The organism is Aestuariivirga sp., from assembly GCF_041738905.1.
Lineage (GTDB): Bacteria > Pseudomonadota > Alphaproteobacteria > Rhizobiales > Aestuariivirgaceae > Aestuariivirga.
The window spans coordinates 1-17,736 of sequence record NZ_JBGSOZ010000160.1; the positions used below are offsets into that span (position 1 = coordinate 1).

The following is a 17,736-nucleotide window of genomic DNA, read 5'->3' on the forward strand; positions in this document are numbered from 1 at the left end:
TGGCTCTGGACATACAATCATGAACGGCCGAACATGGCCTTGGGCGGCATCACACCCGCCCAAAAACTCGAACGCGAAATGAAGACCAAAACCGCCGCGTGAGTTCTACGCCAAACTCCCTCCAAAAACGGGGGGATTACCGGGTCGTTATGAATTGGGATTGATATCCACTTGGCCTCCTTAGAAGAATGGTCGGCATGCTCTGCCTCGGCCTTGATACAGTGCAAGGCCGAAACGACCTTTGATGCGTTGAATCGACATGAAGAGAGTTTCATATGACTGACGTGGGTGGACCTATGGCGAACCGGGGCAACGACGAGCTGACTACCCCGCAGGTGGATGTAAGTGCTGCCCTGTCGGCTCATTTGCAACACCCGCGCCCGGCCGCCCACAACAGATTGGCGACGAGGCTCATTTACATAGTCCTGATCATGATGCTGGCTGTATTCGTCGTGCTGCTCGTCTTGATGAACCAGCGAACGCCTTACACCTCCGAAGCGGTCCTTAGGGCTCCAGTGATCGGGATCGCGGCGAATGTGTCGGGCGATATCATCGAGGTTGGTGTGCGCGACAATCAGCTCGTCAAGGCGGGCGATCTTCTGTTCCAGATCGACCCATCGGTGTTCGAAACTGCGCTGAAAGCTGCGAATGCGCAGCTCGACTACGTGACCCAGCAGCTTGGCGCCGAGGCCACTGGGCTGGGTGCGGCAGAGGCGGCGGTGGTACAGGCTACTGCGCGGCTTGCCGATGTCGAGCAGCAGAACATTCGGGTAGAGAGTCTTTTCAAGCGCGGCGTTTCCGCGCGCGCTGCCGTTGATGCCGCGCGAGCCAATCTCGCAGTTGCGCAGTCAAACCTCCGTACCGCCGAGGTGCAACTGGCGCAAGCGACGGAACGACTTGGACCGCAGGGCGAGGACAACCCGCAGATTCAGTCCGCTCTCGCTCAGCGCGAAAAGGCGCAGATTGACCTGATGCATGCGCGGGTTACCGCGCCGGTGGATGGAGCTGTGACAAATACTGTTCTGTCTGTTGGCCAGTTCGTGGGTTCGGGTCAACATGTGGCGACCGTGATCGACACGGCCAACGTCTGGATCGTGGCACAGATTCCCGAAAACGCCCTTGGCCGTATCAAGCCAGGCGACCGAGTGGATATCGTGCTGGACGTAGCCCCGGGAAGGGTCTTTCAGGGCAAAGTGGAGAGTACAGGATCAGGTGTCGAACAAGTGATCGCGCCGGGTCTTCAAGGCGATGTGCCATCACCGGTGAACCGTCGGGTCTGGCTACGCGACGTGCAGCGCATCCCCGTTCGCATTGACCTTGACGGGCTCGGCTCTGAAATCAAAATCCGGTCGGGAGCGCGAGCCAGTGTGACCATATATACTGAAACTGCAGGTTTCGTGGAGCCGGTCGCACGCGCGTGGATGTGGACTGTTGCCTATGTCCGCTTTGCGTTCTGACCCGCCTGTCCATGTTCTTGCGCTGCGGGTGACGCTGGCATTTGCTGCAGCCTTGACTGTGGCCGAGGGCTATGATCTTGAATTCAGCTTTGTGTCCGCATTGGTCGCGGCTTCACTCGCGCTGGGGCCAGCTATGTCACCGGTGGCCCTGATCGTCTTGCCGTCGGTGGCTTGGGGGTTGGTGACGGCAGCGGTATTGCTTTTGGAAGCTTTTGCATCAAGTCTGCCGCCGATTTTTCTTGTCCTGACCGTCGGTGCCTTCTGGATTGGATTCCGGCTTTCTTCGCGCAATGACAGGATGAACGTCATTGGCCTCATGATCCTCGTTGTCTGCTGTATCGTTCCACTGCGCCTTCTGGCCTATCCTGAGTTGACCGGTGAGGTTGTTGACGATCTGGTATGGAACGTTCTGGTTGGCGTCGTGGTAGCTTTTATGGTGGGCCTTGTAATGCGCGGCCCAGCAGAGCCGGAAACACCCAGCCCAAGGGTCGATATCTTGCCACCACTGGTGGCTGCACTTGTTCTGACGATCGGAGCCTATCTTGTCTGGGTGTTCGAGCCACCGGCGCCGGGAGCGGTGATGATCGGAATGATCATTGCCCTGCGCGCTGATCTGCGTCCTGGCTTCGATGTTGCGCAAGATCGGATCATCGGTGCAATCGTCGGGGGTGTACTGGCCGTTTTTGCTGCGACTGTGGTGGGCATTGCCCCAGTCCTGCCGACACTGTTTCTCGTGCTGATGGTCGTGGCTTGGCCACTGGCGCTGCGCGCTGTCCAGAGCGGACCATGGCAAGGTGCCGCGATCAAGGCAATCTATGCACTCGGCATCCTTGTTGGCGAAGGTTTTTCTCCGTTGTTCGAGGATACGGCAGAACGACTTGGCATCCGCATCGTTGGGGTTTTGATTGGCCTGCTGTTCGCCACTGCGGCAATCGTGCTGTTCAAGTCCCGCAAGAACGCCGACAAGCATCCCATGCCCGGCCCGTGAAAGAACGACGTCGCGCCACACGGGCACAGGCCGGATAAACTGCCACTAGTACTCGTTGAACATCGCCTGGATTGAAGACACATCCGTCGTCCTGGTGAGCGCCAACATAAGCAGAACCCGCGATTTCGCCGGATTGAGTTCCCCCGACGCCACAAGACCCAATGCGTCATCGTCCACTTCGTTGTTGCGATAGACGATCCCCGAAGGCAACCGTGTGCTTCGCACGACAACCACTCCGGCCTTGGCAGCGGCCGTGATTGCTTCCAGCGCCGGCGTGGTCATGTTTCCATCGCCTACGCCGGCAATCACAAGCCCCTTGGCTCCCAATCTTACCGCCGCCTCTATCAGGTCGGCATTCATACCGGCATTTCCATAGAGAATGTCGACACGGGGAAGACTCTGCAGCCCCTCTATGCTGAACTCGCTTGTCATGCCTTGTCTCCTTTCGGGCATGGCAAACCAGGTGATCGCACCGGTGTTGGTCAGGCCCGCAGGGCCACGATTGCCGCTTTGAAACGTCTGGACGTCAGTCGTGCTCAGCTTGGCCACGTTGCGGGCATAATGGATCTGGTCATTCAGAACAACCATCACTCCACGCCCGACAGCCCCCGGATTTATGGCGGCCGAAACACCATTGAAAAGGTTGCTTGGCCCGTCAGCACTGATTGCCGTGGCGGGGCGCATCGACCCCACCATGATGATCGGCTTGGTCGTTTTCGCCACCAGGCTGAGGAAATAGCTGGTTTCCTCCATCGTGTCGGTACCGTGCGTGATGAGCACGGCATCGGTATCGGGCGAGGCGACAACCTCGCTCACACGCCGGGCCAGCGTAAGCCAAACGTCGTTGTTCATGTCTTGGCTGCCAATGTTTACGACCTGCTCGCCGGAGATGATGGCCAGCTTGTCAAGGTTCGGCACCGAGGAGATCAGATCCTTGATGTCAAAGGATCCCGATTTGTAGCCGTAGCCACCTTCTTCGGCCTGCGCTCTGGCAATGGTGCCGCCGGTGGCCAACACCGTAATGCGGGTGGTGCCCTGCTCTGCCAGTGCTACGGCGCTGCCGCTGGCGATGAAGGCAGCAAATGACGCGATCAACCGCAACTTCATCATTTCAACCCTTCCGATGTCTCCCCGCCTTCTCCGGTCATTTCGTCTTGCTGGCCTCAAAGGATGCGACATAGCCAGCAGCCACACTGCGCAACGCCCGGCCGATATCATCATAGACATGCTCGGGCAGGTTCGCGAACGACACGCGAACTGACCACGCAGGAGCATCAAATCCGCTGCCATTCAGCAGAACGATGCCGTGATCCTCGGCCAACTTGAACACCGGGTCGAGCGGGTGGACGTTCTGCTTGACCCAGTTCACGACATCGTCCCCCACGTATTTGCGCATCCAGAATTCGAAGTCGATCAGGCCGTAGTAGTAGTCGAAGTGATCATTCGGCCCGACCTCGATGCCCAACCCCTCGATGGTCGCGCGGACACGCTGCTTGACGATACCGATGCAGCCTTTCTGATAGTCCTTCTTGGCATCCATGAGTTCGGACAACGAGAAAAGCATCATCATTACTTGCTGCGGCAGTGAAAGCCCTGCGGTGTGGTTCAGCGCCACATCGCGGCTATCCGCGACAATCCTGTCGATAAAGCCAATCTTGCGCGGTTCCAGTGTCAGCGCGGCATAGCGCCTATCGAGCGCCGCGAGTGTTTCCTCGGGCAGGGCCGCGATCAGCTTGTCGAAGACATTGTCCTCATGCACCGCGATGGTGCCAAGTCGCCAGCCGGTGCAGCCGAAATACTTGCTGTAGGAATACACCCCGATAGTGTTGTGCGGGAACGCCCCCAACAGACCCCGGAAGCCTGGCACGAAGGTGCCATAGACATCATCGGTCAGCAATATCAGGTCGGGACGCTTTTCCAGGACTTCGCCAATCTTGGCGATCACGGCATCCGACAGGGCGATGGCGCTCGGATTACCCGGATTCACCAGGAAGAAGGCCTTGATCCTTGGATCCAGCAGTTTGTCCAGTTCCGCGTCGCTGAACTGAAAGCCGTTTTCCTGCGTCGCGCGGATATCCACGATGTTCAGCGCGTAGTCTTCCAGGTGCGGCATTTCAAGGTACGGGGTGAAGATCGGCACGCCCAGTGCGATGGTATCGCCCGCATTCAGCAGACGGTTCGATTTCATCGTCTTGAAGATATAGCACATTGCCGCTGTGCCACCCTCAACCGCATAGATGTTGAACTTGCCCGCTGGTGCAGGCTCACCACACATCGCCCATTGCAGGTATTCACGCACGATCTGTTCATTGTGCACCAGCATTCGGTCTGGCACCGGGTAGTTGTCACCTATAATGGAGTCGATCAACTCGTGCACAAACTTGTCGGGTTCAAATTTGAAATGCTCAATGGTCCAGGGCAGCATCTCGGCAAGGAACGAAGCCCCCGGCAAAGCGGAATTGGCTGCTAGCCAGGCGGCTGCGCGGGCAGCAATTCCAGGTGCTTTCGGCATGCCGCCAATGCCCGGCGGCAGGTCCATGACGCGCTTGCTCTCGGTAAGCGCGAAGTGGCCCAATGTGAAGAACGCTTCACGCGGGCTGGTGGCAATCCAGTTGGGGTTGCCACGCCCGGCGTTGATGTAAGTCAGTGCCGAGGTGTTCGCAGTCTTTAAGGCCGCCTTGGCAAGAAAGTCCTTGATCTCGAATGGGCTGAGCCCCTCGTATTGTTCCAGCGAGCGTCTGTCCATGAACTTCTCCCAAGGCATTGAATGGCGGAAATGGTAAAAGGGTCAAATGGCGTTCATCATGAGGACGATGATCATGCCGAAGATCGTCAAAACCATCTGACCGATGGCGTAGGGCATTCCATAACCAAGAGCCGGCACCTTGCTCCCAGCCTTTTCCTGGATCATCCCCAGAGCGGCAGTCGTCGTTCGTACCCCGGCGCAAACGCCGAACAGGATTGCCGGATGGAACTTGAAAACGAAATGCCCAAGCAATATCGCAAGGATCATTGGCAGACTTGTTGCAACCGCTCCCCACAGGAACAGGCTGATGCCGACCTGCTGCAAACCCGCCACGAAGCCAGGTGCCGCGTTAATGCCAACTACAGCGATGAAGACATTCAGGCCAAGTGTGTTCAGCAACCAAAGTGCCGGTCCAGGGATGCTGCCAAAGGTCGGATGGACCGCGCGGAAATAGCCCAACAGGAGGCCCGCGAGCAGCGCGCCTCCTGAGGTGGACAGCCCAATTGGAATACCTGATGGAACTCGATCCGCTCTACTGCGACTGCATCCTCCGCCGCTGGCAGACCTTCGCCAGGGATGACGTCATCCTCGCCGCAACGGGCGAGACCTTCGAGCAGGTTGAGATGGCACGGAAAACCGCAGCTGCCACGCCGCAGGAGGTGACGCCGCAACCGTAGTCAAAACGGAAAGTTGCCGTGGCGCGGTAATCTCGATGATCTCCTTGCGCTGTTTTCCACATCCTGGGGAAAGCGTTTCGATTTTTTCCGCGCCGCCTTGACAGCATGGCACTGAGCAAGCAGATGATCGGGCGGATGAACAAGATTATCGCCATGGCACAGAAGATGATCGAGACGGCTGAGAAAGAGGCAAAGGGCGGCGGCAAGGGCGGCGCAAGACGGCAACGGCGGTCCTCCGCCGATGCCGAAAAGATGAAGGCCCAGATCCTCGCGGCCCGCGCCAAGGGCGTTCCGGCGGCGACGCTTGCCGAGAAGTACGGCGTTTCGACCGCCTACATCTACATGATGAAGTGAGGCGGGCCGGCCGGGAGACGACGCGCCGGATTACACGCTGTTGCTCAGGCGCCTGACATCGCGCCATGGTTGAGGATGTAGTGCTCCTGTGCCTTTGTCTCGATGGCGCCGGGTCTCGCCTTGCGGACAACCTGGATTGCCTGTTGCGGGTCCATGCCGAGGTCAACCAGCATGAGGGCGGCGACAGTCCCTGCCCGGCCAAGCCCGCCCTTGCAATGCACGAGCACGCGGGCGCCCTCGCGGATAGCGGCGATCAGGCGCTGGCCCTCGGCCTTCCATGCCGCGGTGAAACGTTGATCGGGCACGGACACATCGGTGATCGGCATGTGCAGCCAGTCCATGCCGCGGGCTGCAACGTCCGCGCCGATCGCCTGCACCCGGAGCTCTTTCATCTCGTGGTGCTCGATGAGGGTGATGACCGTGGAGGCACCCCATTTCCTGATGGCGTCGAGGTCAAGTCCGAGATCACGGTGCCATGCCCCTGACATTGCGGCAGGCTGCACCTTGCCGGGACAGAACGTGATTCCGATTGCGCCCTTTGCATCGGGAGCAGTGACTTCGGCAATCTGAAGGGGATGGGTGAGGCTGGTGCGGGCGGTCATGGGTCACAGGCTCCTGTCGGCAAGGGATCTGTCATGCAGGCGGTCGGCAAGGTCCGTGATGCGTGCTGCCCAGGCAAGTTTGGCAAGCCATGCCTCGGGGATGCCCGAGGCACCCCACAAGGCTCCCGCCAGCTGGCCGGCAATCGCGGCAGTGGTGTCGGCATCCTCGCCGAGGTTGGCGGCAAGCAGCACCGCCTCCCGGTAGGAGCCAGCGTTCCCCACCGCCCAGAGCGCAGCCGCGAGACTGTGAATCACGTAGCCAGACCCCCGGACATGAGCGCGCTTCCACGCAACCGTTTCCATCTGCATGGCGCGAGCCACCTTTTCCGGCCAGTTGCCGGTGCGGGGCGTCAGAACCTCCGATCTGCTCTTTCCCTGTATGGCCTCGGCGATGAGCCCGGCATAGGCAGCGCAGGCTTCGACCGCCTCTTCCGCGCCATGGGTGGTGCGGCTCTGGCGGCGGGCAACTTCTTCAAGCGTATCGGGATCAAAGGCGAAGCGGATCGGCACCGGCGCCAGCCGCATCAGCGAGCCGTTGCCGGCAGACTGTGGGTCGGTGCTGCCGGCCACCGGGTTGCCGGTCTTCCGGAAACGCGCCAGGGCACCTCTCACCGTGATGCCGATGTCGAAGCAGCGGCCATTGTGGGAGTACTGCCCCTCCTCCGCCCAGGCGCAGAAGCGCTGCATGAGATCGGTCTCGTCGAAGCGATCATGGGCGAGGAGCGACTCACCCAGCGCCAGCGCCATGGAGGTGTCATCGGTCCATTCCCCCGGATTCAGGCCGAAGGGTCCACCGCCCACCATGTCGGTCAAGGGTGGATGGCTGTCTCTGGAGGTAAACTCCAGCGTGGTGCCCAGCGCATCGCCCACGGCGAGGCCCAGAAGGGCACCGCGGGTGCGGTCCCGCAGGGCAACAGGATCACAATCGGTCAAGCAATCTCCTTGTCTGAAGCGGAGGCGCTTCAAAGCGGTGGCGAGTTCAGAGCTTAGGTGTTAGATCTACACTTAAATAAACCATATAGTGTTGTCAACACACCAATGCCCAGGCCGCCCTACTGCTACGATTATCCCCGTCCGGCCGTCACCACCGACATCTGCCTGTTCACGGTGATCGACGACGAACTCCGCATCCTGCTGATCAAACGTGGCAACGAACCATTCAAAGGCTCATGGGCGCTGCCGGGCGGCTTTCTTTCCGAAACCGAGACGCTCGACCAGTGCGCAGCGCGGGAACTCAAGGAAGAAACCGGTGTCGGCATCGCCCATCTCGAGCCCTTCGCCACCTTCAGCGACCCCAATCGTGATCCGCGCGCCCGTGTCGTCACAGCGGCTTACTTCGCGCTCACCCCGGCCGGGGATCACGACCTGCACTCAGGTTCCGATGCCGACGATGCCAGATGGCACCCGGTCAGGCGGTTGCCAAAGCTCGCGTTCGATCACAGGGACATCATCAAGGCGGGCCGCCAGGCACTCGTCGCAAAACTTGACCGGGAGCCACTGGCCCTTGCTCTGCTCCCGCCGCGCTTCACCCTCACCCAGATCCAGAAGGTCTACGAAGCCGTCGAAGGCCAACCTCTCGACAAGCGAAACTTCCGCCGTTCCATCCTCAGCCGGGGCTGGATTACGGAAACCGGTGACATGGAGCGCGGACGGCAGAGGCCGGCCATGCTGTATCGGAGATCTTGACTGGGAGAACGATCCGCACCGAACCGTTAGCAGTCCAGCAGGATACGAAAGCTCACTCAGAACAAGTTTTAACGCCACAGCCTCGCAATGCAAACCTGAAGCCGCGGCATGAATTTGGAACGGAACATCAACTCCCGCTTCTACTCCATGTTCAAGATAGTCAACTCTTGTGACCCTACATCCTGAGTACCGATTAGCAATCGCCCTGCAACCGGCAATCTCCACGGCGTGCTGCTATAGTTGAACGCGAACAACAGGCTCCCGCGGCGGCGAATGCGGATTCCGTCCGGCAGGTCCATCGACGGGAGTCCCGCCTTTGCTGTCATGACGTCCATGAGCGATCCAAGCAGGTCCATGTTCGGCCAGCAGGCGAGATAGTGATGGTTGCCGGACGCAATCAGTGCGGGCGCGCCGTCCTGGAAGCGGGCGAGCGTCTCGGCTCCCAGCACATCGAGCAATTCGCGCCAGCGAATCGCCGCTCCCGTGATTTCTCCATCGATACCCTGGGTGAGCCCGGGGCGCATGGAAGACACCTCCAGTACGCGGGCCTTGACCAGCGGTGCAAGCGGCCCGGGGGCAAGCTGGGGAGGAATGGCATGGTGCCGGGTCTTGGAACCGGTGCGCGGGCCGTAGAGCACAAGCCCATCTGCTTCCGAGAAAGCGCGCTCCGCCGCATGCGACACATGCGGCATAGTCGGCACTAACACCAGCTTGTAGCCCGCGAGATCTGCTCCCGGCCGAACGAAATCGACGTCGAGTCCAAGCCGCCTCACCGCCTCGTACCAGCGGAACATCAGCTCGGCGAAATCGAAGTCACGGCCTTGAGGCTGGATGCGCGTGATCCACGATGCTTCATAGTCATAGACGATGGCAACGGAAGCTTTGCCGGAGGGAGGCAGGGGACCGATGTCCTGCAGTTCCCGGCCGACCTGCAGGGCCTCGCGCCCGCCCTGCGACCACTCGTGGAGGCCCGGCAGATTGAGCCCGGCATGCATCTGCTCCTGGCCTGACACAGCTTGCCGCCAGCGGAAATAGCTCACCACCTCCGCGCCATGCGCGAGAGCCTCCCAGGTGAAGATACGGATCATCCCGGGCTTCGGAACCGGGTTCCACGCAGCCCAGTTTACAGGGCCAGGCTGCAACTCCATGACCCAGTACCGGCCACGCCCGATGCAGCGGTACAGATCGTTGAAGAAGGGCGCTATGTCGGGGTGGCCGGTTTCAGCCCAGCGCACATGGTCTTCCTCGCTGAATGGAAAGCGCTCGGTGAAGCCGACAGGATATGAATCCCATGATGCAAAGTCGATGTCGTCGCCCACGGCCCAGTGGTCAAAATCATTGAAGAAGCCCATCATGTTGTGGGTTATCCAGCGTCCCGGCGAATGCGCCCGGATGATGTCGCACTGCATCCGATTGTAGGCCGCGACCTGCTCGGAGTGGAAGCGCCAGAAGTCGAGCTTCGCCGCCGGATTTGTCTCGGTCACCGCGAGGTTCGGCAGGCTCACCTGTTCGAATTCCTGCACATCCATGGACCAGAAGGCGTTGCCCCACGCCGCATTGAGCTGCTGCGGAGACTGGTAACGTGTCCTGAGCCATCGCTGGAAGGTCTTGAGGTCGGTCTGACCCCAGGACAGGATCGTGTCATGGCAGCCGTATTCGTTGTCGGTTTGCCAACCGACGATATGAGGGTTGTTGCCATAGCGTGCGCAGAGAATCTCGACGATGCGGCGACTTTCGCGCCAATAGTCCTCGGATGAGAATGTGTAGTGCCGCCGTGAACCGAAGCCCCGCGGGCGTCCCTGTTCGTCATAGGGAATCATGTCGGGGTTGTCGTCCACCACCCACTTGGGGGGTGTGCATGTAGGTGTGCCGAGCACCACCTTGAGCCCTGCGGCACCTAGAGTCTCGACAGCGCGGTCAAGCCAGCCCCAGTCGAACTGCCCGCGCCGCGGTTCGTAGCGCGACCAGGCAAATTCTCCGATACGCACATGCGAGATGCCAGCCTCGCGCATGCGGCGCGCGTCCTCGGCCCACCAGTCTTCGGGCCAGTGTTCTGGATAATAGCAAACGCCAAGCATCAGCGGGTCAGGTCCCCGTTCAGGATTGCAGCCGACTGCCCGTCGAAGAGATGGCAGGCGGCGGCGGGAAGGTTCAATGGGAGCGTGTCGCCCGCTTTCTGCGCCGCCAGCCCGTCGCCCTTGACGGCCATCTCGCTGCCATCCGCTAGTGTGGTGTAGAACATCGTTTCCGATCCAAGATATTCCGCCGCTCTGATGGTGCCGTTGAGAGCGCCGGAGGTCTCGACGCCCTTGCCGATGCCGACATGTTCGGGACGGCAGCCCAGTGTCAGGCGCGTGCCAGGCGCAGGAAGATGCCCAGGCATCGGCACAGCCATCTTGCCACCGCCCGGCAAGGCGAGGCTCACGCGTCCTTCTCTCGCTTCATCCACGGCCACGGGAATGAAGTTCATCTTAGGCGAGCCGATGAAGCCTGCCACGAACATGTTGCGGGGCCGGTGATAAAGCTCGAGCGGAGAGCCCACCTGTTCCACAATGCCGCCATTGAGGACCACAATCTTGTCAGCCATGGTCATCGCTTCCACCTGGTCGTGGGTGACATAGATCATCGTCGACTTGAGATCATTGTGGAGCTTGCCGATCTCGATTCTCATCTGCACGCGCAAGGCGGCATCGAGGTTCGAAAGCGGCTCGTCGAATAGGAAGACCTGGGGCTCGCGCACGATGGCCCGGCCGATGGCGACGCGCTGGCGCTGGCCGCCGGAGAGCTGCGACGGCTTGCGGTCCATTAGGCTGCCAAGTTGCAGCATGTCCGCGGCCCTCTGCGTGCGCCTGGCAATGTCCTGCCGGTCATGCCCCGTCATGCGCAGCCCGAAGCCGATGTTATCCCGCACTGTCATGTGCGGATAGAGTGCATAGGACTGGAACACCATGGCGACGCCGCGATCCGCCGGTTCTACATCGGACATCTCGCGCCCGCCGATCTGCAGCGAGCCCGATGTGATGTCTTCCAGCCCCGCGATCATGCGGAGCAGAGTGGACTTGCCGCAGCCCGACGGCCCGACAAACACCGTGAACTCGCCATCGGCGATATCGAGGTCGACACCCTTGATGACATGCACCGAACCGAAGGACTTGGCGACATTTCGAAGCGTGACGGTTGCCATGAGCTATCCCTTGGTGGCGCCGAGCGTGAGGCCGGCGATGAAGTGTTTCTGCATCAGGAAGAACATGGCGACAGGCGGAAGCGCTGCGATGATGGAGGCCGCCGCGATCAGTTCCCAGGCCACTTTCCACTGACCCTTCAGCTCGTTCATGCCGGCCGTTACGGGCCGCACGTCGGCCGACTGCGCCATCACGGTGGCCCAGAAATAATCGTTCCAGACGAAAGTGAAGATCAGCACCGACAGGGCCGCGATTGCGGGGCGCATCAGCGGCATGACGATGTACCAGAAGATCTTCCATTCGCTCACGCCTTCGACACGCGCCGATTCGATCAGGGCAAAGGGAAGGCCCTTGATGAAGTTGCGCATGAACAGGGTGCAGAACCCTGTCTGGAAGGCGACGTGGAACATCACCAGTCCCATGGTGGTGTTGTACATGCCGAACTGCAGCGTCAGGTCACGCACGGGAATGGCAAGAATCTGGAACGGCACAAAATTGCCGGCGACGAACATGAAGAATACCAGCAGGTTGGCGCGGAACTTGTAAACCGCCAGCGCATAGCCCGTGAGGCATGACAGGCCGACGGCGCCGATGACCGTGGGGATGGTGACCTTGAACGAGTTCAGGATGTACCAGCCTATGTTGCTGTTCTCGAAGACGGTCGAGTAGTTCTCGATGAAGTTGAAGCCGGACGGCCAGCCGAAGTAGTTGCCTGCCGCAAGGTCCGACGAAGGCCGGATCGAGGTGACGGCAATGCCGATCAGCGGCAGCAGCCACACGATCAGTGCTGCGGGCAGCAGCCATTTGTAGGTCCGCTGCACCCATGGTGCGGTTCTGGCGATGGGGGTCGGGAACATTCAGGCGTTCCTTTCCTGCTGCAGCATCCGCACGATGAAGATCGAGATGAAGACGAGCATGATGGCGAATAGAACCGTGGCGATGGCAGCGCCATATCCCATAGCAACGCCGTATTCTGAGAGAGCCTGTTCGTACATGAAGTAGGACAGCACGCGCGTTGAGCCGTAGGGTCCGCCGACCGTCATGATCGAGACCAGGTCGAAGGAGCGCAGCGCGCCGATGACAGTCACGACCATGGCAATGAAGGTGGCCGGGCGCAGCTGCGGAATGATGATGTGCCAGAGCATGGACCAGCCCTTTGCATTGTCCATGCGCGCGGCCTCGACCTGTTCCGGATTGATGTTGTTGAGACCCGTCAGGTACAGGATCATGCAATAGGCGATCTGCGGCCAGAGGCCCGCCGCGATGACGCCATAGGTCGCGTATCGCTCGTCGGCGAGGACGGCCACCTCGGAACCGGTGAAGAATCCGATGATCTTGGGCAGGAGCCCGAAGTCCGGCGCGTAGAACCACGAGAAGATGAGGCCCACCACCACCTGGCTGATGACGAAAGGAAAGAAGAACAGCGACTTGTAGAGCCTTATTCCGGTAACCGTCTGATTGAGGAACAGCGCAACAGCCAGGCCCGCCGGAATGGCGAGGAGATAAAGCACCAGCCAGATGAGGTTGTTCTGCAGAGATTTGTAAAAGGACTCGTCATCCAGCAGGTCAACGTAATTGCCGAGCCCCACCCATGTCTTGGGGCCTAGTCCGTCCCATTCGAAGAAGCTGATCCAGATCGACTGAAAGATCGGAAAGACAACATAGACCGCAAACATCAGCATGCCGGGAGCCAGGAACAGCCACGGCGCATAGGTGCGTTGGTTCCAGCGTTTTCGGTTGAGGCCTGCCATGTTCGGCGTCCTGTCTGGGCAGGGAGTGGCGGAAAGCCGCCCCGGCAGCAGAAGTGTTCAGGTTTCCCCGGAGTGGTTCAATCACGTTCCTGCGGACAGCCTGCCGCGCAAGGAGTTGGCCGGGCTCGCGAGCAAGCCCGGCCCCTGTGGTTTACTTGTAGACCTTCTGGCGGACCTTCTCGAGGCGCTCGAGGATTGCATCCACCTTCTCGGGCTTCACCATGAACTCCTGGAAGCCCTCCATGCCGGCCTTCGCCATGTCGGCTGGCGCATCGCGGTCGAAGAACTGGGCGAGCGCATAGGCGCTCGACAGCATTTCGAAGCCGGCCTTGATGAAGGGATCGTCACCCACCGTCGAGGTGTTGTTGGTGGGTAGCTGCCCGAGCGTCGCGTTCATCTTCGTCTGGGCTTCGGCGGAACCAAGGTAGGCGAGGAACTTCTTCGCATCTTCCTTGTTCTTGGCGCCCGACGGGATGTGGAACGTATCCGTCGGAGCTTCTTCGGCGCGAGGGACCCCAGGCGTGATTTCCGGGAACACCATGAAGCCCAGCGTGTCGTTGGTCATGCCGCCATCCTTGAAGGTGGCGACGGCAAAGTTGCCCATGACATAGTTGGCGGCCTTGCCTTGTGACAGAAGTGCCGCGGCATCCTGCCAGTCGATGGCGGCATGGTTGGCGGTGATGTAGGGAACGATCTTGGCCCACTCGGCGAATGTGGCCTTCACCCTCGGGTCGGTCCACGGCACCTTGCCATTGGCAAGGTCCATGTGGAACTCGTAGCCGTTCACACGCAGGTTCATGTAGTCGAAGATGCCCGCGCCAGGCCACAGCGCCTTGGTGCCCGTGGTGAGGCAGTCGATGCCCGCAGCCTTGAACTTCTCGCAGTTCGCGACGAACTCGGCCCAGTTCTTCGGCACCTCAGCGCCTGCCTTCTTGTAGGCCTCCTTGTTGTAGTAGATGCCCCACTGGTAATAGGTATAGGGCACGCCCCACTTCTTGCCATCGATGGTCATCGATGCGGCCGCGGACTTCAGTTGATCATTGAAGCCATTGGACTCCCACACATCGTCCACAGGTTCGAACAGTCCGGCCTTGACGAAGGGCGCCATGCGGTTGCCGGCATACCATGCGGCAACGTCGGGCGCGTCGGCGGTCAGGAAGTTGCGGATGGCGGACTTGTAGCCCTCATGGTCGAAGTTGTTCCACTTCACCTTGATATCGGGGTTCTTCGCCTCGAAGTCCATGATTAGGTCTTCCATGGCCTTCTTGGGCGCGGGGTCGGACTGGTCCGAGTTGATGACCAGTTCACCGGCAAGTGCCGTGGACGTTGAAAGCGCAAAGGCGAATCCGAGCCCAAGCAGGCTCTTGAGAATTGTCATTGATGGTCCTCCCAGGATCGCCGCCACCATGGCGGCGGTAGCACGTCATGTGGCGGCTTTTCTTTGGCTCACATGTTGACCTTGACCTTCGATGCTTTTTCGACAAGTCTCTACCGCAAATGGCCATAGAACTTCCGGAATCCTAAGCACCATGGCAAGACTCACCCCCAACGCGCCCCGGTATAGGGATGAAAGCGTGCCGGCCCACCCCGGCATGAACCGTGGCTATCCCCTTGTTGTCTTTGGCGATCACCGTTTCTGTGCCGGCAGCAACCTCCAGGTCCAGCCCATGCCGGGCCCCCACATGCACAGCCAGGTCGAACTAAATTTCGTGTTGAGCGGCAGCATGACCTATTGGTTCGATGGTCGCGTGCTTACGTTGTCCGCGGGGCGGCTGGCGCTGTTCTGGGGCATGATCCCGCATCAGGTGACGGAATGCGAAACGGACACATCCTTCGTTGTTCTCTATGTGCCGATGGCGGTCTTCCTCGAACTGCCCACGCTCAGCGAATTACGTGCCGCAATCTTCCGGGGCGCCATGATCGAGGCGCTCGACATCAAGTCCTATGACAAGGACATGTTCATGCGCTGGCGCGAAGACCTGCTGCAGGGCGATGGGCAGCTGGAAACGATCGTCAAGGACGAGCTCACCGCCCGCGTCCGCCGCCTTGACCGTGAAGGATGGCACGACCTGCGCGAGATGTCGCCGCTGGCGCATCGCGAAACGCCGCTGAGCCATGACCACGACCGCGCGCTGCGGGTCGAGAAGATGGCGCAGTTCATCGGCGAGCACGCGCTGGAAGATATCTCTGCAGAGCAAGTGGCCAAGGCCGCGGACCTTCATCCCAACTATGCGATGACACTGTTCAAGCGGGCGGTCGGCCTCACGATCAAGCAATCGATCACGCGGCACAGGCTCGACATGGCCCAGTCGATGCTGATCGCGTCCGACCTGCCAGTGGCGTCGATCGCATTCGACTGCGGGTTCGGATCCCTGTCGAGTTTCTACACGGCCTTCGAACAGCGGTTCAAGACGAGCCCTGCCGCGTTCCGGCAGACCTACAGCCGCATCACCAGAGTGGCCTGACCTTAGAAAGCCGGAAGCAATTCCCGGCTTCGGTCATTGCTTTCCGCAACCCGAATGTGGATGCTGAAAGACAGCTTCCTATTCTGCACAGGTTATCGATCATGGCGTCCTCTCCCCGCATTGCCTTCATCGGCGCAGGTTCAACGGTGTTCATGAAGAACATCGTCGGCGACATCCTGCAGCGCCCGGCCATCAGCGGCGCCACCATCGCACTCATGGACATTGACCCGCAGCGCTTGCGGGAGTCCGAACTCGTTGCCGGAAAGCTGATCAGGACATTGGGCGTCAAGGCGCAGGTGCAGACCTACACCGACCAGCGCACGGCGCTCGAAGGAGCGGACGTCGTGATCGTCGCATTCCAGATCGGCGGCTACGAGCCCTGCACGGTGACCGATTTCGAGGTGCCGAAGAAATTTGGCCTCCGCCAGACGATTGCCGACACGCTGGGCGTCGGCGGCATCATGCGGGGCTTGCGCACCGTGGCTCATCTCTGGAGCATCTGCGAGGACATGCTGCAGGTTTGCCCGCAAGCGCTTCTGCTGCAATATGTGAATCCCATGGCCATCAACACCTGGGCCATCGCGGAGAAGTATCCGCAGATCAGGCAGGTGGGTCTATGCCACTCCGTGCAGGGCACGGCGGCCGAACTCGCGCATGACCTCGACATTCCGGTCGAAGAGATCCGGTATCGGGCCGCCGGCATCAATCACATGGCCTTCTACCTGCAGTTCGAGCACCGCCGGAAGGATGGCAGCACCATCGATCTCTATCCCGCGCTTCAAAAGGGCTACGCGGAGGGACGGTTCCCCAAGCCGTCGACCTGGAATCCGCGCTGCCCGAACAAGGTGCGCTATGAGATGCTGAAGCGGCTCGGCTACTTCGTCACCGAGAGCTCCGAGCACTTTGCCGAATACACGCCGTACTTCATCAAGGAGGGGCGGCCCGACCTCATTGAAACGTTTGGCATTCCGCTCGACGAATATCCCAAGCGCTGCATCGAGCAGGTGGCGCGGTGGAAGGACGAGGCCGCAGCCTTTCGCGAGGCCGAGAAGATCGAGGTCAAGGCGTCGCATGAATATGCCTCGGCCATCGTCAACGCGGTATGGACGGGCGAGCCCGCAGTCATCTACGGCAATGTGAGGAACAACGGCTGCATCACCTCGCTGCCGGCGGCCTGTGCCGCGGAGGTGCCCTGCCTCGTTGATGACCGGGGCATCCAGCCGACGTTCATCGGAGACCTGCCGCCGCAACTGACCGCGCTGATCCGAACCAACATCAACGTGCAGGAATTGACCGTTCACGCCCTCATGACGGAACGCCGAGAATCCATTTTCCATGCCGCCATGATGGACCCTCACACGGCAGCTGAACTTGACTTGCAGCAGATATGGGATCTGGTCGAAGACCTCATCGCGGCTCACGGCAACTGGCTGCCAGACTGGACCCGCAGGCACTGACGCACTGCCGTGGAAATGGCCTGCTTCTTTCTCAGCCTTTGAGTTCGATTTCGAACGGCACAAACCGCAGAGTGCGGAACTGTCAGGCCGTCTGATCCGGCATGGCGATGAGGCGCAAATGTTGCTGCCCCGCCGAACTGCACCAAGGGGAGCGGCGGGTCAAGCGGTCGCTGCGGCTTGTCCTTCGTCAGATAATTTGAGACTGATGGTTGCATGATCGAAGAGAGGATCTAGGGTCAGGACTCATTGATTGAGATAGAAGATGACGCTGGCCGCAATGCAGATTGCCGAGAAGAAGGTGTGAGAGCAACGGTCATAGCGGGTTGAGATGCGCCGCCAGTCCTTGAGCCTTCCGAACATGTTCTCGATCT

Annotated in this window: 17 protein-coding genes and 1 pseudogene; 7 read left to right on the forward strand and 11 right to left on the reverse strand. The window is 60.3% G+C overall.

Annotation, left to right across the window (positions count from 1 at the left end; all coding sequences use genetic code 11):
- Positions 1-275 precede the first annotated feature (275 nt).
- Together ACEW8Q_RS15190 and ACEW8Q_RS15195 are read left to right on the forward strand one after the other, a co-directional pair.
- Positions 276-1,457, forward strand: a complete 1,182-nt coding sequence (locus ACEW8Q_RS15190) for an HlyD family secretion protein (protein WP_373504897.1) — start codon at positions 276-278, stop codon at positions 1,455-1,457.
- The gene (locus ACEW8Q_RS15195) at positions 1,438-2,445 is read left to right on the forward strand and encodes a hypothetical protein (RefSeq protein WP_373504898.1); all 1,008 of its coding nucleotides are present in this window, start codon (positions 1,438-1,440) and stop codon (positions 2,443-2,445) included. The genes ACEW8Q_RS15190 and ACEW8Q_RS15195 overlap by 20 nt, the downstream gene beginning before the upstream one ends.
- Before the next feature lie 45 nt (positions 2,446-2,490).
- On the opposite strand, the gene ACEW8Q_RS15200 is transcribed toward ACEW8Q_RS15195, so the two are convergent.
- Genes ACEW8Q_RS15200 through ACEW8Q_RS15210 form a run of 3 tightly spaced genes read right to left on the reverse strand, consistent with a single transcriptional unit; the run spans position 2,491 to position 5,701 of the window.
- Positions 2,491-3,555, reverse strand: a complete 1,065-nt coding sequence (locus tag ACEW8Q_RS15200; protein WP_373504899.1) for a type II asparaginase — start codon at positions 3,553-3,555, stop codon at positions 2,491-2,493.
- A gap of 34 nt (positions 3,556-3,589) precedes the next feature.
- Positions 3,590-5,191, reverse strand: a complete 1,602-nt coding sequence (locus ACEW8Q_RS15205; RefSeq protein ID WP_373504900.1) for a bifunctional aspartate transaminase/aspartate 4-decarboxylase — start codon at positions 5,189-5,191, stop codon at positions 3,590-3,592.
- Between the two features lie 42 nt (positions 5,192-5,233).
- Complete coding sequence (locus ACEW8Q_RS15210) at positions 5,234-5,701, reverse strand: hypothetical protein (protein WP_373504913.1); 468 nt, start codon at positions 5,699-5,701, stop codon at positions 5,234-5,236.
- A 5-nt stretch (positions 5,702-5,706) separates the two neighbouring features.
- Here ACEW8Q_RS15210 and ACEW8Q_RS15215 point away from each other — a divergent pair, with 5 nt between their 5' ends.
- Both ACEW8Q_RS15215 and ACEW8Q_RS15220 read left to right on the forward strand, forming a co-directional pair.
- Complete coding sequence (locus ACEW8Q_RS15215; RefSeq protein ID WP_373504901.1) at positions 5,707-5,868, forward strand: hypothetical protein; 162 nt, start codon at positions 5,707-5,709, stop codon at positions 5,866-5,868.
- A 105-nt stretch (positions 5,869-5,973) separates the two neighbouring features.
- Complete coding sequence (locus ACEW8Q_RS15220; RefSeq protein WP_373504902.1) at positions 5,974-6,222, forward strand: hypothetical protein; 249 nt, start codon at positions 5,974-5,976, stop codon at positions 6,220-6,222.
- A gap of 44 nt (positions 6,223-6,266) precedes the next feature.
- Here the strand turns inward: ACEW8Q_RS15220 and ACEW8Q_RS15225 are convergent, their stop codons facing one another.
- Entirely contained in the window at positions 6,267-6,824 is a 558-nt protein-coding gene (locus ACEW8Q_RS15225) for a cyclin-dependent kinase inhibitor 3 family protein (protein ID WP_373504903.1), read from the reverse strand.
- 3 nt (positions 6,825-6,827) lie between these two features.
- Positions 6,828-7,757, reverse strand: coding sequence for an ADP-ribosylglycohydrolase family protein (locus ACEW8Q_RS15230; RefSeq protein ID WP_373504904.1), 930 nt, complete (start codon positions 7,755-7,757; stop codon positions 6,828-6,830).
- A 105-nt stretch (positions 7,758-7,862) separates the two neighbouring features.
- On the opposite strand from ACEW8Q_RS15230, the gene ACEW8Q_RS15235 reads away from it, so the two are divergent.
- Complete coding sequence (locus tag ACEW8Q_RS15235; RefSeq protein WP_373504905.1) at positions 7,863-8,510, forward strand: NUDIX domain-containing protein; 648 nt, start codon at positions 7,863-7,865, stop codon at positions 8,508-8,510.
- 140 nt (positions 8,511-8,650) lie between these two features.
- Here ACEW8Q_RS15235 and ACEW8Q_RS15240 read toward each other — a convergent pair whose 3' ends face one another.
- The 5 genes from ACEW8Q_RS15240 to ACEW8Q_RS15260 form a co-directional block, all read right to left on the reverse strand.
- A complete protein-coding gene (locus tag ACEW8Q_RS15240) occupies positions 8,651-10,588 on the reverse strand; it encodes a beta-galactosidase (RefSeq protein ID WP_373504906.1) in 1,938 nt (645 codons plus the stop codon).
- Positions 10,588-11,694 (reverse strand): ABC transporter ATP-binding protein, encoded by a 1,107-nt coding sequence (locus ACEW8Q_RS15245; protein WP_373504907.1) that lies wholly within the window; start codon positions 11,692-11,694, stop codon positions 10,588-10,590. The genes ACEW8Q_RS15240 and ACEW8Q_RS15245 overlap by 1 nt, the downstream gene beginning before the upstream one ends.
- A gap of 3 nt (positions 11,695-11,697) precedes the next feature.
- Positions 11,698-12,549, reverse strand: a complete 852-nt coding sequence (locus ACEW8Q_RS15250; RefSeq protein WP_373504908.1) for a carbohydrate ABC transporter permease — start codon at positions 12,547-12,549, stop codon at positions 11,698-11,700.
- On the reverse strand, positions 12,550-13,443 hold the full coding sequence (locus ACEW8Q_RS15255; protein WP_373504909.1) for a carbohydrate ABC transporter permease: 894 nt from the start codon (positions 13,441-13,443) through the stop codon (positions 12,550-12,552).
- 151 nt (positions 13,444-13,594) lie between these two features.
- Positions 13,595-14,821 (reverse strand): ABC transporter substrate-binding protein, encoded by a 1,227-nt coding sequence (locus ACEW8Q_RS15260; protein ID WP_373504910.1) that lies wholly within the window; start codon positions 14,819-14,821, stop codon positions 13,595-13,597.
- Positions 14,822-14,972: 151 nt separating this feature from the next.
- On the opposite strand from ACEW8Q_RS15260, the gene ACEW8Q_RS15265 reads away from it, so the two are divergent.
- Both ACEW8Q_RS15265 and ACEW8Q_RS15270 read left to right on the forward strand, forming a co-directional pair.
- A complete protein-coding gene (locus ACEW8Q_RS15265) occupies positions 14,973-15,908 on the forward strand; it encodes a helix-turn-helix domain-containing protein (protein WP_373504911.1) in 936 nt (311 codons plus the stop codon).
- A gap of 101 nt (positions 15,909-16,009) precedes the next feature.
- Entirely contained in the window at positions 16,010-17,365 is a 1,356-nt protein-coding gene (locus tag ACEW8Q_RS15270) for an alpha-glucosidase/alpha-galactosidase (protein ID WP_373504912.1), read from the forward strand.
- A 243-nt stretch (positions 17,366-17,608) separates the two neighbouring features.
- Here ACEW8Q_RS15270 and ACEW8Q_RS15275 read toward each other — a convergent pair.
- Positions 17,609-17,736 (reverse strand): annotated as a pseudogene (locus tag ACEW8Q_RS15275) (IS5/IS1182 family transposase); the annotation flags it as partial.